This is a genomic window from Blastococcus sp. VKM Ac-2987, assembly GCF_026967805.1.
GTDB lineage: Bacteria > Actinomycetota > Actinomycetes > Mycobacteriales > Geodermatophilaceae > Blastococcus.
Map to the genome: position 1 here is coordinate 981,326 of NZ_JAPVBG010000003.1, position 21,793 is coordinate 1,003,118.

Below are 21,793 nucleotides of genomic sequence, written 5' to 3' on the forward strand. Positions count from 1 at the left end.
GAGATCAATCGGTCGCGCCTGCGGCCTGGCCGACGGTCGACCGACTGGGTCCGCGCTGACGCCATGCGGCGACGCTGCGCGTCGCCCAGGTCGCACGGGTGATGCACTCGGCGGTGAGCCGGCGCAGCGCGGCTCCGGCGGGATGGCCGCCGACCTGGACGGTCACCGTGTGGATGCCGCGCACGCCATTCGGAAACGGCGTGGCGGTGCCCTCCTCCTGCCATCCACCGCTGGTCGTGCGGCAGCGGACCCTCAGCTGGTGTCGGCCCGGGGTTGCGGCCCAGGTGGCCGTCCAGGGCCGCCAGGCGTCCGGGCCGAGGTCGACGCCGAGGGCGACGTCGGTCCACGCGCCGCCGTCGACCTGCACCTGTACGCGGTCGACGCCGACCGGGGGCGCCCAGGCGTAGCCGCGAAGGGTGACCTGGCCGGGCGCGACGCGCCCGTGTGAGCCGGGTGCGTCGATGCGGGACGCAGGGTGGACCGGGTAGGTGCCGTCGGCCCAGCCGCGGGAGCCCCAGTAGGACAGCGGCGGCGTGGCACTGACGGTCAGGCGCCGCAACCACTTGATGCTGCCGTCCTGGCCGTGCCGTCCGGAGACGAGCAGCCGGGCGGGGCTGCCGTGCTCGCGGGGCAGCGGCTGCCCGGCCATGCCGACCGCGAGGAAGCCGTGCCGGCGGGCCACGTCCAGCGGCAGCACGTTGGTGTAGCCGTCGACGGCCTCGGCGACGAGCCATCCGTCGTCGTCGGTCACGCCGGCCCGTTCGAGCAGGTCGGCCAGGCCGATGCCGGTCCAGCGGGCGCAGCCCATCCGGGTGCCGCCGACCGGGTTGTGCACGCAGACCATCAGCAGGTCGCGCTCCTCCAGCGGCAGGGCCAGCACCTCGGGAAGCGTGAGCGACAGCGGTCGCTCCGCCTCTCCGTCCACGTCGAGCCGCCAGGCGCCGACGTCGGTGCGCGGCTCGGGCACCGTGACGTCGATGACGACCAGGTCACCGGGCTCGGCCAGCAGAGGGGAGACGCCACGGTGTGCTCCGGTGTCGGCAGCGGGGACCGGCGGCAGCGGCCGGGTGGGCGCGGGTAGCCGCACCTGGTCGCACAGCGCGGCAGCGGCGCGGCGGCGGGCCCGCCGGTCGGTGGCCACGACCGCTCCGGTGGCGGCTGCCGCGGCAGCCGCCACCACCGGCGGACGCACGGGCAGCGGAGCGATCGCGAGAGCGGTAGCGGCGGTGAGCATGCCGGCGGCCGTGGCGGCGGCGGTATCCCGGGCGGAGGCGTCGCCGCGGCGGATTGCGAGGTATCCGCCGAGGGCATGCGGGGCGGCGGCGACGGCGGCGCCGAGCAGCGGCCGTCGGCCGGCCAGGGTGGCGCCGGTTGCCGCGGCCAGGCCGCTGGTGCCGGCCGCGAGCACGGCCAGGCCGGGCTTGTCCGCTCGGCCGACGAGGGCGACGCCGCCGTCGACGAGCATCGCCGGTGCAGCGTCGACCAGGCCGCGGGCCAGGCCGGACGATGGTGAGCGGCCGCGGCGGGTGGCGGTGGCGGTGATCTCCCCGGCGGCGGCGGCCAGCAGCCCGGCGAGCAGGCCGGCGGTGTGACGGGGAGGGTGCGAGACGGTCATCGGATGCTCCTCGGGAGACCGGGCGGGTCGGGGTGGTCAGCCGCGAGCCGGGGGCTCGGCGGAGGGTGGGACGTCCGGGGTCAGCGGTTGTGCGGCCATCGCCGGCGCGACGGTCAGGACGGCGCTCACCGGGCCCCAGAGCACAGCCCCGGGTGGGGCGAGCCAGCCGAGCACGGCCGGCCCTGCCAGCACGGCCACCGGGGCGCCCAGTGCGGCGACCACGGCACCGGCACGCCAGTCGCGGTGGAACAGCCAACCGGCCGCCAACAGCGCCCACCCGACGACACCGGCACCGGCGACCAGCCAGGTGGTCCCGCCCAGCAGCGACCAGCCGAGCTCGAGACCGGTCACGGCGACCAGCAGCGGCAGCAGCGTGGTGGCCCAGCCTGTGAGGAACTGGACCACCGCGGCATGGTGACTGCCCGGCGCGGGCCTGGCCGGCCCGGCCGGCGGGAGCAGGGTCGCATGGGCATCGGCTTCTCCTCGGCGGGCCATCGGTGGGACGGACGGGGTGCTGCGGTTGACGCTAGGGGCGCGGCAGGGGTGTCACGCCGGGGAAACCGCCTGGATCGACGGCTCGGAACGCACCGGCCGGGTGGCGTCGGCGGCCATGCGCTTGGAGAGGGTTGCCGCGTCGGCGCCGACGAACCCCAGCAGGGCCGAGCCGCGGCAGGTCTGCCACGGCAGGCCCAGGACGTACATGCCACGAACGTCGGTGACCCCCGCGTCGTGGCGGACCTGCCCGTCGACGACGACGCCGGGCACGTGCAGCCAGGAGTGGTCGGGTCGGTAGCCGGTCGCCCAGACAACCGCGTCGACGTCGACAGTGCTGCCGTCGGCGAAGGTGGCGGTGCGGCCGGCGAGGTGGAGGAGCCGGGGCCGGAAATCCATGCCCCGGCGGCGGAGCGTGCGGCTGCGGGTGCCGATGACGATGTCGCCCCGGGCACGCAGCCGGCGGGCGATGCGGGTGTGTGCGGGCACGGTGAAGAACCCGGAGCGGGTCAGCCAGAAGAACAGGTCGCGGCCGGCAATGCGCTGGGGCAGCTCGGTCGGCCGGGTGCCGACCGCGACGGTGACCGGCTGCGTGGTGGCGAGCTCGGCGGCGATCTGCAGGCCGGAGTTGGCGGCACCCACGACCAGGACCCGACCGCCGCCGGGCAGCTGCGTCGGGTTGCGGTACTCGGCGCTGTGCAGCTGCGGCACCTGCGGGTCCAGCCCGTCGGCGAGAGCGGGGATGTGCGGCGTCTGGAAGGGGCCGGTGGCGACGACGACCTGCTTCGCGCGCAGCGTCCCGGTCGGGGTGGTGGCCGCGAAGGCCCCGTCTGCGTCACGGTGCAGGCGCAACACCGGGGAGTTGAGCCGCACGGGAAGCGCGAAGTGGGCGGCGTAGGCGGCGAGGTAGTCGGCCACGTCGTCCTTGCTGGGGTGGGTGTCGGCCGGGGCGGGGAACGGCATTCCGGGCAGCGAGTCGTACTGGGCGGGGCTGAAGAGCCGCAGCGAGTCCCAGCGGGAGCGCCAGGAGGAGCCGATCTCCGGGCCGGCGTCGACCAACAGGAAGTCCGCTCCGCGGGCGGCGAGGTGGTGGCCGAGGGCAAGGCCGGCCTGACCGGCGCCGATGACGAGTACATCTAGGAGCTCGCGCTGACCGGCGGGGCAGGGCAGTGACGTGGGCATGGGATCTCCAGGCGTGGTGAGGAGGGACGGAGGGGGTGCCGGCGGTCAGACAAGGCCGACGGTGAGCAGGGCGGTGGCGATCATGAGGTCGGCGGCCAGGCAGGTCTCGGCGTACCAGCGGGGCACCACCCGGCCGAGGCGGTGGTGGGCGACGTCCCAGGCGGCGTGGGCCAGCCAGCCGGCGGCCAGCACGTAGCGCGCGGCGGCCGGGTCGACGGCGACCGCCGCCATCGCCACCGCGCCGAAGCCGAGCACCGCGGCGGTCTGGGCGGTCAGCAGCCGCCGGTCGCTCAGGTCGCCGCGGGCGGTGCCCCAGGCCAGGTAGATCACCGCGGCGAGCAGCACGCACCAGGCGCTGATCCAGGCGTGCACCTGGTCGGGCAGCGGCGCCAGGGCGGTGAGGCTGGCGGCGACCGCCGCGACGCCGATGCCGGTGGGCCAGCGGCGGGCAAGCGTGGTGGGCACGCCGCCGTGCCGGCGAGAACCCGAGGCTGCGGTCGCGTCGGGGGTGCGGGTGTCGACGGTGCTGGTCATCGGGAGCTCCTGGCGTCCGGGCTGTGGTGTCGCTCGGACGCTAGGAGCGGGTTGCCGGCCTCACGCCGGCAAAACCGCCAGGTCGGCTGCCGGGGCGCGTCGCAGCAGCCGGCCGGTCAGAGGTCCAGCGAGAGCGCGGTGAGCTCGGCGCGGGAGGCCACGTTGAGCTTGCTGAACACGTTGCGCAGGTGGAAGTCGACGGTGCGCGGGGACACGAACAGCCGCGCGGCGACGTCCCGGTTGGACAGCCCCTGCCGCACGAGTGCCGCGACCTGGCGCTCCTGGGCGGTCAGGTGGGTGGACGTGGTGACGTCGCGGCGGCGGGCGGTCTCCCCGGAGGCGCGCAGCTCCTGCGCGGCGCGTTCGGCCCACGGCGCCGCGCCCAGCTCCTCGAACAGCGCCAGCGCCGCCCGCAGGTGCGCACGGGCGTCCACCCGGCGTCGCGCGCGGCGCAGGTACTCACCGAGGGCCAGCTCGGTGCGCGCCCGATCGGGTACCCGCAGCGACGCCGTGAGGGCGGCCAGGGCGCGGCGGAAGTGCTGCTCAGCGTCGCCGTCGCCGGCGAGCAGGGCGCGGCCGTGCTCCACGGCGGCGACCGCGGCCGGGGCGCGCGTGCCGGCCGCGAACGCCTCCAGCTCGGCCAGCCAGGTGCGTGCGAGATCCTCCCGGCCGGCGCGGACCGCGGCATCGATCCGGTCCAGAGCGGCCATGCGGCGGTACGCCGGGGAGCTGATCTGCTCGAGGTGGTGCAGCGCGGACGCCGGCTGCCGGGCGCGCAGCCCCTGCGCCCAGTGCACCAGGTCGACCACGATGGATTCGGTGAGCCCGACCGGGTGCGCGTCCCGGATCGCCGACACGTCCGCCACGTGCTGATCGGAGGCGTCGTCCCCGCGCAGCGCGCCGAGCAGGGCCAGCTCGGCGGTCGGCAGCGCGGTCAGCCCTGCATGCCCCGTGCTCGCGGTCAACGTCAGCGCCTCGTTCGCGGCGCCGGCCGCCTGCGACCAGGCGCCGGTGGCGATCTGGAACAGCGCTCCGCGGGTGAGCGCGTGCTCCACCATGCTCAGCGCGCCCGCGCTCCGGGCGGCGGTCAGCTGCTGCTGGTGCAGCCGCAGGCCGCGTTCGTCGTCATCGATCAGCATCGCTGCGACGCCGAGGTTCGGCTGCAGCACGTGATCGTCCACCACGATGTCGTCGGTGAGGGTGAAGGCGTCGTGGAAGCAGTCGGTCGCGGTGGCCCAGTCCTCACGGCGGACAGCGCGGAATCCGTGCAGCAGGGCGGAGGCGGCCCGGAAGTGCGGGGCGGCGTCCTTCCCGGGCGGAGGGACCAGCGTGGCCGGATCGAACTCCCGCGCGGACCGTGCGCCGAAAGCGGCCAGCGACGCGGCGAGCATCGCAAGCTGCTGGGCCAGCGCCTCTTCGGCGCCAGCTGCCACCTGGGCGGCTTGCACGATGTAGTCGTAGCCGTCGTCGACCGAGCGGGTGTTCCACTCGATCTGCCCCTGCAGCGTGAGCAGCCGCGCGCGCAGTGCGGGCTCGGTCACGTCGGCCGCGGCCGCGGCCGCCAAGGCCGCCGCCCGGGACGGGTGCGCCCCGAGCCAGCTCGACGACGCGGCCAGGTACAGCCGCCGGCCCCGGGCCTCACCTCCACCGGTGAGTTCGGCGGCGCGCGCCCACGCGGCGGCAGCGGCCTCGTGCCCGCCGCGGCCGGCAGCCCGCTCGGCGACCGCGTCCAGCGCGTCGACCGCCGCCTGATCCGGCCGGTCGGCCGCCGCCGCCAGGTGCCACGCCCGTCGATCCGGGTCCCCGGACAGCACGTCGGCCAGCGCCCGGTGGGCGGCGCGCCGCTGCGCGCTGGTGGCCGCCCGGTACACCGCCGAGCGGACCAGCGGGTGGTAAAGCGTCAGAGCGTCGCCGTCGACCCGGAGCAGACCGATCCGCTCGGCCTCCTCCTGGGCGTCGTCACCGAGGTCGAGACGAGCGGCGGCGTCCCGGACGACGGTCAGTCGGCCGGTGTCGTCGGCCGCGGCCAGCAGCAGGAACCGCTGGGCCCGGTCACTCAGATGCCGAACCCGGTCGAGGAACCCCCGCTCGACGCCGCCGGTCAGTGGCAGCGGCGCCGGGAGCGGCGCCCGGCCGGCCAGCTGGTCGCCGGTCAGGGCGGCGGCGAGCTCGCCGAGGGCGAGCGGGTTGCCGCCGGTTGCGGCCACCAGCCGGTCACGTACCGCCGGATCGACCGCACCGCCGGCCCGCGCCGCCAGCAGTTCCTCGGCGTCGGTCCCGGTGACGGCACCGAGAACTGCGGTGGGCAGGTCGCGAGCGTCGAAGCCGTAGGCCTCGCCGTCGCGGGCGGCGAAGAGCAGCGCGACGCGTTCGGCTTGCAGCCGCCGGGCGGCGAAGAGCAGTGCCGCGGCGGAGGCGTCGTCCAGCCAGTGCGCGTCGTCGACCACGGCCAGCACCGGCGTCTCCTCCGCGGCGTCGGCGAGCACGCTCAGCGTGCCGAGGAAGGCCAGGAACCGGTCACCGTCACCACCACCGGTCGCCTCGCCCACGGCCGCCCGCAGCGCCGCAGCCTGCGGTGCCGGCAGGCTCTCGATGCGGGCACGCTCCGGCCACAGCAGTCGCTGCAGCGCGGCGAACGCCAGCGGGGACTCCGACTCCACTCCCGACGTACGCAGCACCCGCATGCCGGAGGCGGTCGTGACCGCCTCCGCCAACAGCGACGACTTTCCCGACCCGGCCACGCCACGGAGCACCAGCGACCCGCCGGCTCCGGCGCGTGCGGCGTCGAGCAGAGCGGCGATCGCCGCACGTTCGTCATCCCGTCCGACAAGCACGACCGGGACCGTACCGATCGGAGCGGGCCAGGCCCCGGATCGAGAACCTGGCGAAATCACCGGCGTGGGTGATCCCGGCGATGGCGAGCGTGGGACCAGACCAACAGCCCCCACCTCGAGGAGGAGCCATGTCGGCCCATCCCAGCGCCGAACCGGCGGCGCTCACCCCCCGGCACCAGCCGCAGCACGCGCCCGGTCACCACACCGCGCGCACCGCGCCGGGCCACCCGTCGCCGCCCGCGGACGAGCCGCGCCGGCCGTGGACGGTGTTCGCGCTGATGATCGCCGCCCAGTTCATGGTGATCCTTGACGTGTCGGTGGTGAACGTCGCCCTACCCAGCATCAGCGACGCCCTGCAGCTGTCCGCCGCCGACTATCAGTGGACGGTCAGCGCCTACGTGCTGCTGTCCGGTGGGTTGCTGCTGCTCGGCGGGCGGATCGCCGACCTGCTGAACCGACGGCGGGCGTTTCTCGCCGGCGTCGGCGTGTTCACCGCGGCCTCGCTGGTGAGCGGCCTGGCCCAGACCCCGCTCACGCTGATCCTGGCGCGGGCCGCGCAGGGCGCCGGTGCCGCGCTGCTCACCCCGGCTGCGCTGTCGATCATCATGACCGCCTACGCCGGCCGGCAGCGGCAAACCGCGCTCGCCGTGTGGGGGACCGTCGGCAGCCTGGGCATCGCCGCCGGCGTGCTGTTCGGCGGCGCGCTGACCAGCGCCCTGGGCTGGCGCGCGGTGTTCTTCATCAACGTGCCGATCGGTGCCGCGGTGGCCCTCGGCACGCTGCGGACAGTGGCCCGCGGTGGTGCGCAGCGCGGCGCGCTGCGCCGGCTCGACGTGCCGGGCGCGCTCACCCTGGTCACCGGGCTGCTGGCGCTGGTCTTCGGCATCGAGGCCACCCGCTCGGCCGGGTGGACCGCACCTCGCACCTGGCTCGCCCTGGCCCTCGCCGCGGTCCTGCTGACCGCGTTCGCGCGGGTGGAGCGCCGCGCCGCCGACCCGCTGGTGCCACCGTCGACCTGGCGGATCCGGTCGCTGATCTCCGCCTCGGCGGTCATGGCCGGCGTCACCGGCGTCGTGGTCGGCGCGATCTTCCTGTCCTCGCTGTACCTGCAGGACATCATCGGCGCGTCCCCGGTCATCGCCGGGCTGCAGTTCCTGCCGCTGGCCGCCGCGATCACTCTGGCCGCCGCCGTCGCGTCGAAGGTCATCGGCCGCCTCGGCGCCCGCGCGCTGATCCTCGGCGGGCTGGTCGTCATGGCCGGCGGCGTGCTGCTGCTGGGGGCCAACGCGGGTGGCACGTCCTACGCCGCCGACGTGCTGCCCGGGTTCATGCTGGTCGGCGCCGGCGTCGGACCGATGTTCGTCGCCATCGCCGTCGCCGCCATGAGCGACGTGCCGGCCGAGAAGTCGGGGCTCGCGTCCGGGCTGATGATGACCGGCCACGAGATCGGCGCCGCCCTGGGCGTCGCGGCGCTCACCGCCATCGCCGGCGACCTCGCCACACAGGCGGGTCTCATCGACGGCTACGGACGCGCCTTCACCGCCACCGCCGGCGTCCTCGCCGCCCTGTTCGTGCTGGCCCTGCTCGCCGTCCCCGCCGGCAAGCCGACGGCCGGCGCCACCGGTCACGTGCACGGAGACCACGGCCGCTGAGCCGCTGCCGGCCATCCCGGCGACAAACCCGGCGAAATGCCCGGTGAGAAGGCCGCCGGTCCGCGGCGACTCTTCCCACCGACCGATCGCACCACCAACCCTCCGAGGAGTTCCCATGCTGTCCGGCACCCCCCGCACCTTCATCGGCTCGACCACCTTCACCGTCACCGGCATGACCTGCGCGCACTGCCAGCGTGCGGTCACCGAGGAGATCGCCGCCGTCGACGGCGTCGAGTCCGTCACCGTCGACGTGGCCAGCGGCACCGTCACCGTCACCGCCGACCGCCCCGTGGACCGCGCGGACATCGCCGCCGCGGTCGACGAGGCCGGCTACACCCTCCGGTCCTGACCGCCCTTCCGGCGGCGGGAGCCCCGCCCGGCTCCCGCCGCCGCACCCCTCACCACCCGCCCCGCCGGCGTGACCGGTTCCGTCCCACCTCCCGTTGCAGGAGACCGCCATGTCCTTCGTCACCTACGACTACCTCGCCCGTTCCCGTCACCAGGAGCTGATCGGCGACGCCCAGCGCGCCCGGCTGGCCCGTTGCCTGCAGCCGCCCCGCCGGTGGCGGCGCCGCCTCCACCGGCCCTGCACCTGACCGGCAGCCCGCGCCCCGCGGACCCCCGGCGATTGCGCCCTGTCCCACCCACCCGCCGGCCGCACCGCACATCTCCGCTGACCGACCAGCCACCAGACCTGACCCCGCCATCCGCGAGAGAGAGACCGCCATGACCACCGTCGCCCCACCTGCGAGCACATCCCTCGCCGTCGCGGCGCAAGCCCGCGACGTCGTCAAGACCTACGGCCAGGGGGAAGCTGCCGTACGCGCCCTCGACGGCGCCGACGTCGCGATCGACTCCGGTCGGCTCACCGCGATCATGGGGCCCAGCGGCTCCGGCAAGTCGACGCTGGTGCACGCCCTCGCCGGCCTCGACACCATCGACTCCGGCCGGGTCCTCATCGGGGACACCGAACTCACCGCGCTGTCCGAGCGAGAGCGGACCCTGTTGCGCCGGGAGCGTCTCGGCTTCGTGTTCCAGGCGTTCAACCTCATCCCGTCCCTGACCGCCGCGGAGAACATCGCCCTGCCGCTCACCCTGGCGGGCAAGCGACCCGACCGGGCATGGCTGGCCGAGCTGGTCGAGATGCTGGGCCTGGGCAACCGGCTCGACCATCGACCGGCCGAGCTCTCCGGGGGCCAGCAGCAGCGCGTCGCTGTCGGCCGGGCGCTGATCGCCCGGCCCGACCTGGTCTTCGCCGACGAGCCGACCGGCAACCTCGACTCCCGCCACGGTGCCGCACTGCTCGGCTTCCTGCGCGACGCCACCCGCACCCTGGGCCACACGATCGTCATGGTCACCCACGACCCCGTCGCTGCCTCCTACGCCGACCGGGTCGTCTTCCTCGCCGACGGCCGCATCGTCGACGAGCTCTCCGCCCCCACGCCCGAGACCGTCCTGGCACGCATGGCGCGCCTCGACGCTCCTGCCTCAGCGATCGGAGCCTGATCCCGGTGTGGCGCCTCGCCGTCAAGAACGCGGTCGCGCACCGCTCCCGCCTGACCCTGACCTGGCTCGCTGTCGCCCTGGGCGTCGCCTTCGTCGCCGGCAGCCTCGTGCTCACCGACACCAGCAGCCGGCTGCTCGACGCGCAGTTCCGCACGGCCGCCGCCGGCGTGGACCTCACGGTCCGCGCCGCGGCCGCGTTCGGCAGCGCGATGGGCGTGGAGGTGGAGCGGGACCCACTGCCGGCCCACCTCGCCGAGCGCGTCGCAGGCACCCCCGGTGTCGGGCAGGCACGCGCGGTCGCGTCCGGTCCCGGGCAGCTGCAGGTCCGCGGGGAACCGGTGCGACCGAACGGCCCGACGATCGTGGGGACGTGGGCGGAAGCGCCGTTCACCGCCTACGAGCTGCGCACCGGCCGCGCGCCGGACGGCGGCGACGAGGTGGTCCTGGACGCCGCCACCGCCGCCGCGCACGACATCGCCATCGGCGACACCGTCACCGTCTCCGCCACGGTCAGCCGCCGGCTGGAGGTCGTCGGGTTGACCGGCGTGGGCGAGGACGACGGGCTGTCCGACAGCGCCGTCGTGATGGTCGACCTGGGCACCGCCCAGGCCCTGCTCGACCTGGGCACCGGGGTGACGTCGGTCGACGTGATCGCCGCCCCCGACGTCGCCGTCGCCGAGCTGCGGAGCGACCTGGCGCAGGCCCTGGGGCAGGAGTACGCGGTCACCAGCGGCCAGGACGCCGCCGAAGCGAGCGCCGAGGCGGCGAAGGAGAGCATCAGCTACCTCCGCGTCGTGCTCCTCGCGCTCGCTGCCGCCGGGCTCCTGGTCGGCGCGTTCTTGATCGCCAACACCTTCGGCATCGTGCTCAGCCAGCGCAGCCGGGAACTGGCCCTGCTGCGCGCCGCCGGGGCCACCGGTCGGCAGGTGTTCGCCTCGGTGCTCGCCGAGGCCCTCCTCATCGGGATCACCGGCGCGGCCGGCGGCACCGCGGCCGGCGTCGGCGCCGCCTACGGGCTCCGCGGCCTCGCGCAGCGCACCGGCCTGGCGCTCCCCGACGGCCCGCTGACCGTCACCTCCCGCACGGTCCTGGTCGCGCTGGTCGCCGGCGCCCTCGTGACTCTCCTGGCCGCGCTCGGACCCGCCCGCCGCGCCGCCCGCGTCGCCCCCGTCGAGGCCATGCGGCTCGCCGAGCCGGCACGGCCTCGACCTCGCCGGCGCCGGCTGATCACCGGGTGGGTGCTGCTCGCCCTCGGTGTCGCGCAGCTGGGCGCTGCCGCCTATCTGCGGGACATCGCCGGCGTCGCGCTCGGCGCGGTGCTGCTCTTCCTCGGCCTGGTCGCGCTGGGCCCGGTGCTGGCACCGCGGCTGGCCAACGCTGTCGGCCGCCCGCTGGACGGCCTCGGCGTGCCCGGCCGCCTCGCGCGTGAGTCCACGGTTCGCAACCCGCGCCGGACGGCCGCCACCGCGATGGCCCTGGCCCTCGGCCTGGCCCTGATCAGCTTCGTCTCGGTTCTCGGCGGGTCGGTGAAGGCCATCAGTGCCGGCCAGCAGGAGGCCCTGACGGCCGACCTGCTGATCCAGAGCGCCGGCGACGAGATGCTCGGCGGACTGTCCCCGGAGGTCGCGGCCCGCGTCGCCGAGCTGCCGGAGGTGGGCGCGACTTCCTCGATCCGCTACGGGCACTGGCTGGACGGCGGCATGACCAGCGCGCTGACCGCCGTCGACCCGGCGACCCTGCCGCAGGTCGCAGACGTCGAGATGACGGCCGGCGACCTCGGCGACCTCGAGGAGGGAGGGGCCGTCCTCGCCGAGGACATCGCGATCGAACGGGGCCTGCGGGTCGGCGACCAGCTGGCGATGACCTTGCCGCGTCACGGGGAGCAGCAGGTCCGGATCGTCGGCGTCATGGCCGACGAATCCGCCCAGGCGCTCAGCAGCGGCTACATCCTGTCCCTGACCACGTACGCCCAGCACTTCAACGAGGACGTGGACGCCAGCGTGTTCGTCGCGCTCGCCGACGGCGTCGACGCGGAGGCCGGCCGGACGGCACTGGAGACCGCCGTCAGCGACTTCCCGAACGCGGAGGTCCTCGACCAGACTCATGCGGTCGCCGCCCGGGCCGCCACGGTGGACCAGGCGCTCGGGCTGATCACCCTCCTGCTCGGCTTCGCCGTGGTGATCGCGCTGCTCGGGATCACCAACACCCTGGCCCTGTCCATCGTGGAGCGAACCCGGGAGATCGGGCTGCTGAGGGCGGTCGGCATGACGCGCCGGCAGCTGCGGTCCATGATCCGCGCCGAGGCCGTCCTGGTGGCCGTGGTCGCGGTCGTCGCCGGCGTCGCCGTCGGACTCGGGCTCGCCGCGGCCACCCTGGTCGGCCTCAGCAAGGACGAGCTGCTGCCCATCCGGATCCCCGTCGGGCAGCTCCTGGCGGTGGTCGGGATCGCCGTGCTCGCCGGCCTTGCCGCCGGTCTGCTGCCCGCCCGCCGGGCTGCCCGGCTCGACGTCCTCACCGCCATCGCCACCCGCTGACCGCCGCTGCGGGCGTCGGATCTCCGGCCGCCACGACGGGCACGCCCGCGGCCTGCCGCACCGCCCGGGCGCCACCGTCCATCCCGCCCGTGCACCACCGTCGACAAGGAGTTCTGATGACCGACCTGTCCACCACCTGCCCCACGACACCCCACGACCACCATGCGGCCGTCACGACCCGCCGAGCGACGCCGGCCGATGCCGCGGACGTCGCCGTCATGGTCGCCGAGATCGCCGCGCACGAGGACCAAGCGGCCCACGTCCACGTCCAGGAGGAGCAGTGGCGCCGCCTGCTGGCCCGGCCCGAGGTCATCGTGCTGCTGGCCGAACACAGCGGCGGGCCGGTGGGCTACGTCTCCGCCGTCCGGCAGCTGCACCTGTGGACCGGTGGCGACGTCGTGAACCTCGACGACCTCTACGTCCGCCCCGGGCACCGCGACGCCGGCGTCGGCCGGCAGCTCATGGCCACCCTCGCCGGACTGGCGAAACCGGAGCAGCTGCTCATCCGCTGGAGCATGGAGGTCGACAACGCCGACGCGCAGCGTTTCTACCGCCGCCTGGGCGCCGGCCTGCGGCACAAGGTGCTCGCCGCCTGGCCGCCGACCGCGTATGCGGAGGCCGCCGCCGCGGTGCCTCCCGGCGGCGTCTGACCGGCAGCCACGGCCGGCACCAGCGGGCGCAGGGCGGAGCCCGGCGAGATCACCGGGTCGACGGCGCTCGCCACCGCGGAGCAGCTGAGTCCGACCGAGCACCCCCTGCGCCCCTGGTGGAGGAGTCCCCATGCACCAGCGTCACCGGCTCCTCGCCGTCGCCGTCGCCGTCTCGTGGGGACTGAACTTCTTCGCGATCCACCTCTCGCCGGCCCTTTCCCGCCGTTCTTCCTGGTCGCCCTGCGCTTCGCGCTGCTCGCGGTTCCGACCGTGCTGCTGGTCCGGCGGCCGACCGTGCCGTGGCGGTGGATCCTCGGGTACGGCGCCGGATTCGGCGTGCTGCAGTTCCTCTTCCTGTACCTCGCCATGGCCTCCGGGATGCCCTCGGGTCTCGCCTCGCTGGTGCTGCAGTCGTCGGCTCCCTTCACCGTGGTGCTGGCCGGCGTGCTGCTGCGCGAGCGGCTGAGCGGCCGCCAGGCGCTCGGCGTCGCCACGGCGGCAGCCGGCCTGGCGGGGATCGCCGTCCACCGGGCCGAGCTGGGCGGCGGGGCGATGCTGCTGCCGTTCCTGCTGACGGTCTGCGGCGGGCTCGGCTGGGCCCTGGGCAACCTGTGCAGCCGGCAGGCCCGGGCTACCGAGCCGTTCCGGCTCACGCTGTGGATGACGGTGGTTCCACCGCTGCCCATGCTCGTCGCTCACTGGCCCTCGAAGGTCCGGCTCGCATCTCGGCGTCGGTGGCCTCGCTGGGCACCGGGCAGGGCACCCTGGCCGTGGCCGGCCCCGCCTACACCGTGCTGGTCGCCACGATCGGCGGGTCGGGCGTGTCGACCTGGCTCACGAGCCGCTACCCGTCGAGCGTGGTCGCCCCCCTACTCGATGCTGGTGCCGGTGGCCGGCATGGCCTCGTCCTCGCTCGTGCTGGGCGAGCCCACGTTCGCCGTCGAGCTGGTGTGCGGTGCGGTCGTCGTAGCCGGCGTCCTGCTCGGCAGCGGTCCGGCCGCCCCGGTGCAGCGGGCGGCCGGACGCAGCGCGGTCGAGATCGCTCCGCGGGTTCCTACCGCGCCACTCCCTGCGCAGGCCGCCGGCCGCTGATCGACGTCGCGCCGGCAACCCGGCGAAATCGCCGGTCCGACCCCCTGGGTCACCCCCGAGCATCGACTTCGCCCCATCAACCTGTCCCGACCGGGAGTTGTCATGACGACCACCGTCCCTCCGGCCGCCGCGACGGCGACCGAGCCGACCGCCGGCTGCACCCTCGACATCGGCGGCATGACCTGCGCCTCGTGCGTCGGCCGGGTGGAGAAGGCGCTGCGCCGGGTCGACGGCGTCGCGGCCGCGGAGGTGAACCTGGCGACCGAGGTCGCCACCGTCCGGTTCGACGCGGCCCGGGTGGGCGTCGAGGAGCTGACCGCGGCGGTGGCGCGTGCCGGGTACACCGCCACGCCGCGCCGCGAGGCCCAGCCCGACGACCAGGGCGTCGGCACCGATCCCGCCGCGGCGACCGCGGACCACGAGGGCGAAGCGCAGGTGACCGCGCTGAAGTGGAAGTGGCAGGTCACCCTCACCGCAGGCCTGGGGCTCATGGCCCTGATGTACGTGCCGCTCCACCTGGACACGATGGACTGGCTGATGCCGGCCATCCTCGTCGTGGCCACCGTCGTGCAGGCCTGGGCCGGCCGGGAGATCTACGCCGCGGCGTGGACCGCGGCCACGCACGGGTCGACGAACATGAACACCCTGGTCGCGCTCGGTACCGGCGTCGCCTACGGATACAGCGCCTTCGTCACCTTGTGGCCGGCCGCCGCCGAGAGCTGGGGCCTGCCGCTGCACGTGTACTTCGAGACCTCGCTGGTCATCCTCGCCCTGGTCCTGGCCGGCCGGTGGATGGAGGCCCGCGCGAAGAAGCGCACCGCCGCGGCGATCACCGCGCTCGTGGGGCTGGCCCCGAAGACGGCGCGGGTGCTGCGCGACGGCGCGGAGGTGGACGTACCGGTCGAACGGGTCGTCGTCGGCGACCTGGTCCGGGTGCGGCCGGGGGAGAAGGCGCCGGTGGACGGCGTCGTCACGGACGGGGCGACCGCCGTGGACGAGAGCATGCTGACCGGCGAGAGCCTCCCGGTGGACAAAGGCGTCGGCGACACGGTCATCGGCGCCACGCTCAACCGGACCGGCACGGTGGTGCTGCGGGCCACCGCGGTCGGGAAGGACACCGCCCTGGCGCAGATCGTCCGCCTGGTCGAGGACGCGCAGGGCGCGAAGGTGCCGATGCAGCGGCTGGCCGACCGCGTCTCCGCCTGGTTCGTCCCGATCGTCCTGCTGCTCGGCGTGGCCACCTTCGCCGTCTGGGCGCTGTTCGGCCCGGACACCGGCCGGCTGACGATGGCGATCACCACGGCGATCGCGGTGCTGATCATCGCCTGCCCGTGCGCGCTCGGCCTGGCCACCCCGACCGCGGTCATGGTCGGCACCGGCCGCGCCGCGGAGCTCGGCATCCTGGTCGGCAACGGCGACGCGCTGGAGACCGGCCGCCGGGTCACCGCCGTCGTCCTGGACAAGACCGGCACCCTCACCAGCGGACGGCCGGCGCTCATCTCCATGACCACCGCCGGCGGCTGGGCCGAAGACGACGTGCTGGCCCTCGTCGCCGGAGCGGAGACCGGCAGCGAGCACCCCGTCGCCGAGGCGATCGTCGCCGCCGCTGCCGCCCGCGGGCTGCACCTGCCTGACCTCGGCTCCTTCGACGCCGTCCCGGGCCACGGCATCGACGCCGTCGTCGGGGGCCGGCACGTGCTCGCCGGCAACCGGGCACTGCTGCGCGCCCGCGGGGTGGACGTGTCCGCGCTGGCCGCTGCCGCCGCCGCTGCCGCCGCGGGCGGGCAGACCGCCATGTTCGTCGCCGTCGACGGGCAGCCGGCCGCGAGCATCGCCGTCGCCGACACGGTCAAGCCCGAGTCCGCCGAGGCGGTAGCCCAGCTGCAGGCGCTGGGCCTGCAGGTGTGGATGCTCACCGGGGACAACACCGCGACCGCGCCATCGCCCACCAGGTCGGCATCGGGAACGTGCTCGCCGAGGTGCTGCCCGCCGACAAGACGGCCAAGGTCCGCGAGCTCCAGACGCAGGGGCACGTGGTGGCGATGGCCGGAGACGGCATCAACGACGCCGCAGCCCTGTCGGCCGCTGACCTCGGCATCGCCATCGGCACCGGCGCCGACGTCGCCATCGCCGCCTCCGACATCACCCTCGTCGGCGGTGACCTGCGTGGCATCGTCTCGGCGATCGCCCTGTCCCGGCGCACGGTGGCGACCATGAAGCAGGGCCTGGCCTGGGCGTTCGGCTACAACGTGCTGCTCATCCCGGTCGCCGCCGGTGCCCTCTACTGGTGGGACGGGCTGCTGCTCGACCCGGTGCTGGCCAGCGCCGCCATGGCGATGAGCTCGGTCAGCGTGCTGACCAACGCCTTGCGGCTGCGCCGGTTCCAGCGGCCGGCGACCGTCCAGGAGATCCTGCGACCGCCACTGCGCGCACGGATCGGCCAGTACGCCTACCTGACCGGTGTCGCCGTCGTCGCGCTCGCGCTCGGCGCGGGGCTCACAGCGGTCAGCCGGATGGACTTCGCCGAACGCGGCATGAACGGCACCCTCGCCTGGATGCAGGGCACCGGCATGCCGATGCGCCCCGCCATGAGCGAGATGATGACCGCCGAGGTGCCACCGACCGATGCCGCCGAGGCCGGCGTGGACGTGCGGCTGGACCTACCCGCACAGGTCCGCCCCGGCGAACCCACGCGGCTGGTCGCCACCGTCGTCGACGCCGTCACCGGCGAGCCGATCGAGGATCTCACGCGCAGCCACGAGGCGTGGATGCACCTCATCGCCACCCGGGAGGACCTCGCCACCTTCGCTCATGTCCACCCGCAGCCGACCGGTGACCCCGGGCGGCTGGCCGTGGACGTCACCTTCCCGACCCCAGGCAGCTACATCATCAACACCGAGTTCCGGCAGCAGGGGCAGATGAGCGATGTCCACCAGCGGCAGGTCATCACGGTCGCCGGTCCCGTTCCCGAGCCGGTGACCCTCGCGGAAGGACCGCGCACCGCGGTCATCGGCGGCGTCCGTGTCGAGCTCGAGGGGAAGGCAGAGGTCGGTGGCGTGAGCGACCTGCACTTCACGGTCACCGACGCGGACACCGGCCGGCCGCTCGACGACCTGCAGCCCTACCTCGCCGCCGCGGGCCACGTCGTGGTGATGCGCGCAGACGGATCCACCTTCGCCCACGAGCACGCTGAGGTGACCGACGACTCCGGGCGACCGGTCTTCGCCACGCCCGGGCAGACCTTCGGCCCGGAACTCGACGTGCACGCCGAGTTCCCGACCGCCGGCACCTATCAGCTGTGGGGTCAGTTCCGGCTGGCCGACGGCGACGTGATCACCGTTCCCTTCACGGTCGAGGCGGGCTGAGCCCGGTGCTCCGGGACGGCCGGACGCCGTCGGGCCGACATACTCGGCGAGAGACCTGAGATCCCGTGCGGAGTTCCGCGGTCGGTCATCCGGCCGGCTGTCGGGCCAGCAGCGTGGTACGGAGCTGGTGCAGCTGCGCTGAGAGTCCGTACATGACGATCGGGACGGCGATCGTGGCGAGGATGGCGGTGCGCAGGGCAACCGGGGTGTCGGTCAGCAGGCTGTTCAACGCGAGGTTGAGGACAGTGAGCGTCGGTAGCACTGCCAGCCAGATCATCGGCGCCAGCTGGTGGTTCGACGGCGGCGGAATCGGCGGCTGGGGTCGGGTCCTCGAGCCCGTGGACATGTCGTGCTCCTCGTGTGTCGTCGTCGCGTGCTCTGCGGCGCGGCGGGTGTGGTGGCCAGGGGGAGCGGGCCACCGCGCTCTTGGGCTCACAGCCCGTGTCGGCGGCCGCCGAGTACGGCTGCTGCGACGCGGGCCTCGGTCGCAGTGGAGAACACGTCGCGGATGTCGTGCTGGGCGTCCACCGCCGGTCGACGTCCTCCTGCACCAGGTCGGCGTTGACGGCGATCGCCGCGGTGTCTCCGGCTCCGGCCGAGGCGATCACCTGGGCACGTGGGTCGACGACGTTGCCGGCGGCCCACACGCCGAAGGCGCTGGTCCTTCCGGTGGCGTCGGCGTGGACGTTGCCGGAAGCGTCGCCCTCGCACCCCAGAGCAGCCAGCAGGCCGTCGGGATGCGGCCGGTTGACCGGGCGGATGAAGACCGCGGCGCGGGGGATGGCCCGGCCGTCGGCGAGCTCCACGCCGGCCACGGCACGGCGCAGCGTCTCGCTGACCGAACTGGCCGCCGAGACGGGCATCTCGAAGAGCACCCTGTCCCGGCTGGAGGCCGGTCAGCGCAAGCCCAGCCTCGAGCTACTGCTGCCGATCGTCCAGGCGCACCGGGTCCCGCTCGACGAGCTGGTCGGCGCTCCGCAGTTCGGCGATCCCCGGATCCGGTTGACCCCGCGGCAGCGCAACGGCCGCATCGTCGTCCCGCTGACCCGGCAGCCCGGTGGCATCAGGCATGGAAGACGGTCATCCCGCCCGAGCCGGGGGAGCCCGAGCTCCGCACCCACGAGGAATACGAGTGGCTTCACGTGCTGGCCGGCCGAGTGCGGCTCGTCCTCGCCGATCACGACATCACCCTCGACCCCGGTGAGGCGGCCGAGTTCGACACCCGGCTGCCGCACTGGTTCGGACCCGCCGGTGGCCAGGCGGTGGAGGTGCTGAGCCTGTTGGGCAGGCAGGGAGAGCGGATCCGCGTCCGTGCCGCACCACGCCGCGAGGCCGCGGCAGGACACGGACGTGGCGAGGGACGCAAGACCGTCGACACAGCCAGGCGCCGCTGACACGATACGTCTCTTGAGCCGACGGTGTGGCCGGTGACCCGAGTCGTCGAACCGGGGCATGGCGCCTCCGGGGAGGTGGTCGTCATGGGCCCTCTGCTCACCACGAAGCTGCATGTCCCCCGGCGGCGGCGCGGGGTGGTGGCGCGTTCCCGGCTGGGCGAGCTCCTGGGCCGCGGGGACGAGGCGGCTCTGACGCTGGTCTCGGCGCCCGCCGGGTTCGGGAAGACCACGCTGCTGACGGAGTGGCTGGCCGGTGCCGAGGAGCGGTCGATCGCCTGGCTGTCGCTCGACGAGCGGGACGACGACCCGGTCGTCTTCTGGGCCTACCTCATCTCCGCGTTGCAGACCGCGGTCGCCGGTGTGGGCTCCAGCGCGCTGGCGGTCCTGCGCGAGCCGCATGCGTCGATGGACGAGGTGCTCGCCAGCCTGATCAATGACCTCGACGCCGTGCCGGACGACGTGGTGCTGGTCCTGGACGACTACCACGTCATCACGGCCCGGGACGTGCACGAGCGGATGGCCCTCCTGCTCGAGCGGCTGCCCCCGCACGTCCACCTGGTGATCGCCACCCGCGCCGACCCTCCGCTGCCCCTGGCCCGGCTGCGGGCGCGCGGCGAGCTGGTCGAGGTGCGTGCCGCCGACCTGCGGTTCACCACCGCGGAGACGGCCAGGTACCTCACCGAGTCGATGGGGCTGGCGCTGAACGCAGAGCACGTCGCGGCGCTCGATGCCCGCACCGAGGGGTGGATCGCCGCGCTGCAGCTGGCGGCGTTGTCGATGCGAGGCCGCGATGACGTCGCCGGCTTCATCACCGGGTTCGCAGGGGACGACCGGTACGTCGTCGACTACCTGGTCGAAGAGGTCCTGCAGCGCCAGCCCGACGACGTCCGGGACTTCCTGCTGCAGACGTCCATCCTGAGCCGGCTCAGCGGCCCGTTGTGTGACGGGGTGGTCGGCGGGGACGGCGGCACGACGATGCTGGAGCGCCTGGACCGGGCGAACCTGTTCCTGGTGCCGCTCGACGACCGCCGCCACTGGTACCGCTACCACCACCTCTTCGCTGACGTGCTGCAGGCGCGGCTGCTGGCCGAACGGCCGGAGTCCATCCCTGAACTGCACCGGCGCGCCGGCGACTGGTTCGCCGAGAACGGTGAGCCCGCCGAGGCGGTCCGGCACGCGCTGACCGGCGGTGATCCCGAGCGGGCCGCCGATCTCGTTGAGCTGGCCATGCCGGCGGCCCGGCAGAATCGCCAGGAGACGACGCTCCGCCACTGGTTCAGCCAGCTCCCCGAGCACGTGCTCCGGGGACGACCGGTCCTCCGGGCGGGATACGCCGGCGCGATCCTGGTCCACGGCGAACTCGACGGCGTGGAAGAGCACCTCCGGGAGGCCGAACGCTGGCTGGACGAGATCGGAGTCCGGGCCACGGGCGGGGCCGGTGCCGAGGACGCCGTCGTCCGCGCGGTCCGGAGCCAGGTAGCCGTGTACCGCGCCGCCCAGGCCCGTCTGACCGGCGACCTGCAGGCCACGACGAGGCACGCCCGGCGCGTCCTCGAACTCGCGGGGGACGACGAGCACCTGGTACGCGGCTCGGCGGCAGGGCTGCTCGGGCTGGCGTACTGGACCGCCGGCGACCTCGATGACGCGCATCGCTGGTGGACCGAGTCCTCCGCGCAGCTGCGCCGGGCGGGGCACCACTCGGACACCCTCGGCGTCTCGATCGCCCTGGCCGACATCGCCCTGGCTCGCGGTCGGCTCCGGGAGGCCGAGACCGTCCACCGGTCCGGGCTGACGGCCGCGTTCCGGCACGGCGGGTCCGTCCTGCGCGGAGCGGCGGACATGTACGTGGGGCTGAGCGAGGTCGCGCTCGAGCGCAATGAGCTGGCTGCGGCGCGGGAGCACCTGGCCGCGAGCGCCGCACTGGGCGACGGCGCCGGCCTACCGCAGAACCGGCACCGCAGCCGGCTGGCGACGGCGAGGCTGCGGGCGGCGGGAGGAGACCTCGACGGCGCCGTCGACCTGCTGGACGAGGCCGAGCATGTGTACGTCGGCGACATGTTCCCCGACGTGCGCCCGATCGCCGCGGTGCGCGCGCGGATGTGCCTTGCCCGGGGCCGAGTCGACGAGGCGTTCGACTGGGCCGGCAAGCGGGCACTGTCACCTGAAGATCCGCTGTCCTACTTGCACGAGTTCGAGCACGCCACCCTCGCCCGGATCCTGCTGGCACAGCACGAGCTCTCGGGTGACCCCACCTGCCTCACCCGGGCGACCGAGCTCCTGGAACGGCTGCGACACGTTGCGCAGGAGGGAATGCGGACCGGCAGCGTGGTCCAGCTGTCCGTGCCGCTGGCGCTCGCGCATCGGGCCGGCGGCGACGTTCCCCGGGCGCTGGCCACGCTGGAACGGGCGCTGACCCTCGCGGAGCCGGAAGGCTACGTGCGGGTCTTCCTCGACGAAGGGCAGGCGATGACCTCGCTGCTGGAGGTCCTCGCGACGCGAGAGGGCACGCGGCCCTACCTCCGCAGGCTCCTCGCCGCCGGTCCGGGCCCGGTCACCGCGGCTGCCGGCCGGCAGGCCTTGGTCGAACCGCTCAGCGCCCGTGAGCTCGACGTCCTACGGCTGCTGGACACCGACCTGGACGGCCCGGACATCGCCCGCCGGCTGTTCGTGTCGGTGAACACCGTCCGCACCCACACCAAGAACCTCTACGCCAAGCTCGGCGTGAACAACCGTCGGGCGGCGGTCCGCCGTGGCCGGGACCTCGGCCTGCTGACCGCGGCCGGCGGCCGCGCCGTCTCCACCGCCGTCGTCCCGTAGCGCTCCCGCGATCGGCCGGCACCTGACGCCACGCAGGAGATCGGCCCGCCCTCTGCAGGCCGCGATTCACCCTCCGGATCACCACACATGGTGATCCGCGCTCACCAAACCGGTTCCTACGTTCCG

The 21,793-nt window shown here is 74.6% G+C and carries 16 protein-coding genes and 2 pseudogenes; 11 read left to right on the top strand and 7 right to left on the bottom strand.

From position 1 onward, the window contains the following. Positions 1 to 4: 4 nt before the first annotated feature. The 5 genes from O2W17_RS19820 to O2W17_RS19840 all read right to left on the bottom strand — a co-directional run bounded on the left by O2W17_RS19820 (position 5) and on the right by O2W17_RS19840 (position 6,657). Positions 5 to 1,615 (bottom strand): molybdopterin-dependent oxidoreductase, encoded by a 1,611-nt coding sequence (locus O2W17_RS19820; protein WP_269194177.1) that lies wholly within the window; start codon positions 1,613 to 1,615, stop codon positions 5 to 7. Positions 1,616 to 1,651: 36 nt separating this feature from the next. Beyond that, positions 1,652 to 2,020 carry a hypothetical protein gene (locus O2W17_RS19825; RefSeq protein WP_269194178.1) on the bottom strand — a complete coding sequence of 123 codons (369 nt, stop codon included), beginning with the start codon at positions 2,018 to 2,020 and terminating at the stop codon, positions 1,652 to 1,654. A gap of 141 nt (positions 2,021 to 2,161) precedes the next feature. Beyond that, on the bottom strand, positions 2,162 to 3,289 hold the full coding sequence (locus O2W17_RS19830; RefSeq protein WP_269194179.1) for a flavin-containing monooxygenase: 1,128 nt from the start codon (positions 3,287 to 3,289) through the stop codon (positions 2,162 to 2,164). A gap of 45 nt (positions 3,290 to 3,334) precedes the next feature. Next, the gene (locus O2W17_RS19835; protein ID WP_269194180.1) at positions 3,335 to 3,823 is read right to left on the bottom strand and encodes a hypothetical protein; all 489 of its coding nucleotides are present in this window, start codon (positions 3,821 to 3,823) and stop codon (positions 3,335 to 3,337) included. Between the two features lie 116 nt (positions 3,824 to 3,939). Further along, a complete protein-coding gene (locus tag O2W17_RS19840) occupies positions 3,940 to 6,657 on the bottom strand; it encodes a helix-turn-helix transcriptional regulator (protein WP_269194181.1) in 2,718 nt (905 codons plus the stop codon). A gap of 128 nt (positions 6,658 to 6,785) precedes the next feature. Between O2W17_RS19840 and O2W17_RS19845 the strand changes: the two genes are divergently transcribed. From O2W17_RS19845 to O2W17_RS19880, 8 genes and pseudogenes are all read left to right on the top strand, one after another. Continuing rightward, positions 6,786 to 8,309, top strand: coding sequence for an MFS transporter (locus O2W17_RS19845; RefSeq protein WP_269194182.1), 1,524 nt, complete (start codon positions 6,786 to 6,788; stop codon positions 8,307 to 8,309). Positions 8,310 to 8,424: 115 nt separating this feature from the next. Further along, a complete protein-coding gene (locus O2W17_RS19850; RefSeq protein WP_269194183.1) occupies positions 8,425 to 8,658 on the top strand; it encodes a heavy-metal-associated domain-containing protein in 234 nt (77 codons plus the stop codon). Between the two features lie 109 nt (positions 8,659 to 8,767). Continuing rightward, complete coding sequence (locus O2W17_RS19855; protein ID WP_269194184.1) at positions 8,768 to 8,905, top strand: hypothetical protein; 138 nt, start codon at positions 8,768 to 8,770, stop codon at positions 8,903 to 8,905. Between the two features lie 130 nt (positions 8,906 to 9,035). Continuing rightward, a complete protein-coding gene (locus O2W17_RS19860; RefSeq protein ID WP_269194185.1) occupies positions 9,036 to 9,815 on the top strand; it encodes an ABC transporter ATP-binding protein in 780 nt (259 codons plus the stop codon). A 5-nt stretch (positions 9,816 to 9,820) separates the two neighbouring features. After that, entirely contained in the window at positions 9,821 to 12,349 is a 2,529-nt protein-coding gene (locus O2W17_RS19865; RefSeq protein ID WP_269194186.1) for an FtsX-like permease family protein, read from the top strand. Positions 12,350 to 12,465: 116 nt separating this feature from the next. Beyond that, positions 12,466 to 12,999, top strand: coding sequence for a GNAT family N-acetyltransferase (locus tag O2W17_RS19870; RefSeq protein ID WP_269194187.1), 534 nt, complete (start codon positions 12,466 to 12,468; stop codon positions 12,997 to 12,999). Between the two features lie 174 nt (positions 13,000 to 13,173). Beyond that, positions 13,174 to 14,091 carry an EamA family transporter gene (locus O2W17_RS19875; RefSeq protein ID WP_269194188.1) on the top strand — a complete coding sequence of 306 codons (918 nt, stop codon included), beginning with the start codon at positions 13,174 to 13,176 and terminating at the stop codon, positions 14,089 to 14,091. Between the two features lie 177 nt (positions 14,092 to 14,268). Next, positions 14,269 to 17,456, top strand: a pseudogene (locus tag O2W17_RS19880) (heavy metal translocating P-type ATPase). An 85-nt stretch (positions 17,457 to 17,541) separates the two neighbouring features. On the opposite strand, the gene O2W17_RS19885 reads toward O2W17_RS19880, so the two are convergent. Continuing rightward, positions 17,542 to 17,802: a hypothetical protein gene (locus O2W17_RS19885; protein WP_269194189.1), complete on the bottom strand. Its 261-nt coding sequence runs from the start codon at positions 17,800 to 17,802 to the stop codon at positions 17,542 to 17,544. Positions 17,803 to 18,236: 434 nt separating this feature from the next. On the opposite strand from O2W17_RS19885, the pseudogene O2W17_RS22225 reads away from it, so the two are divergent. Then, positions 18,237 to 18,368, top strand: a pseudogene (locus O2W17_RS22225) (helix-turn-helix domain-containing protein); the annotation flags it as partial. A gap of 6 nt (positions 18,369 to 18,374) precedes the next feature. Here O2W17_RS22225 and O2W17_RS19890 read toward each other — a convergent pair. Continuing rightward, a complete protein-coding gene (locus tag O2W17_RS19890; protein WP_269194409.1) occupies positions 18,375 to 18,527 on the bottom strand; it encodes a hypothetical protein in 153 nt (50 codons plus the stop codon). A gap of 11 nt (positions 18,528 to 18,538) precedes the next feature. Here O2W17_RS19890 and O2W17_RS19895 point away from each other — a divergent pair, with 11 nt between their 5' ends. Together O2W17_RS19895 and O2W17_RS19900 are read left to right on the top strand one after the other, a co-directional pair. Next, positions 18,539 to 18,850 carry a cupin domain-containing protein gene (locus tag O2W17_RS19895; RefSeq protein ID WP_269194405.1) on the top strand — a complete coding sequence of 104 codons (312 nt, stop codon included), beginning with the start codon at positions 18,539 to 18,541 and terminating at the stop codon, positions 18,848 to 18,850. Positions 18,851 to 18,934: 84 nt separating this feature from the next. After that, positions 18,935 to 21,667: a LuxR C-terminal-related transcriptional regulator gene (locus O2W17_RS19900; RefSeq protein WP_269194190.1), complete on the top strand. Its 2,733-nt coding sequence runs from the start codon at positions 18,935 to 18,937 to the stop codon at positions 21,665 to 21,667. The last annotated feature ends 126 nt before the right edge of the window (positions 21,668 to 21,793 follow it).

What these genes read in the sequence shown, in the direction of transcription:
- O2W17_RS19820 (WP_269194177.1), bottom strand. Translation starts at nt 1,615, where the DNA reads ATGACCGTCTCGCACCCTCCCCGTCACACCGCCGGCCTGCTCGCCGGG.
- O2W17_RS19830 (WP_269194179.1), bottom strand. Translation starts at nt 3,289, where the DNA reads ATGCCCACGTCACTGCCCTGCCCCGCCGGTCAGCGCGAGCTCCTAGAT.
- O2W17_RS19835 (WP_269194180.1), bottom strand. Translation starts at nt 3,823, where the DNA reads ATGACCAGCACCGTCGACACCCGCACCCCCGACGCGACCGCAGCCTCG.
- O2W17_RS19845 (WP_269194182.1), top strand. Translation starts at nt 6,786, where the DNA reads ATGTCGGCCCATCCCAGCGCCGAACCGGCGGCGCTCACCCCCCGGCAC.
- O2W17_RS19850 (WP_269194183.1), top strand. Translation starts at nt 8,425, where the DNA reads ATGCTGTCCGGCACCCCCCGCACCTTCATCGGCTCGACCACCTTCACC.
- O2W17_RS19855 (WP_269194184.1), top strand. Translation starts at nt 8,768, where the DNA reads ATGTCCTTCGTCACCTACGACTACCTCGCCCGTTCCCGTCACCAGGAG.
- O2W17_RS19860 (WP_269194185.1), top strand. Translation starts at nt 9,036, where the DNA reads ATGACCACCGTCGCCCCACCTGCGAGCACATCCCTCGCCGTCGCGGCG.
- O2W17_RS19870 (WP_269194187.1), top strand. Translation starts at nt 12,466, where the DNA reads ATGACCGACCTGTCCACCACCTGCCCCACGACACCCCACGACCACCAT.
- O2W17_RS19885 (WP_269194189.1), bottom strand. Translation starts at nt 17,802, where the DNA reads ATGTCCACGGGCTCGAGGACCCGACCCCAGCCGCCGATTCCGCCGCCG.
- O2W17_RS19890 (WP_269194409.1), bottom strand. Translation starts at nt 18,527, where the DNA reads ATGCCTGATGCCACCGGGCTGCCGGGTCAGCGGGACGACGATGCGGCC.
- O2W17_RS19900 (WP_269194190.1), top strand. Translation starts at nt 18,935, where the DNA reads ATGGGCCCTCTGCTCACCACGAAGCTGCATGTCCCCCGGCGGCGGCGC.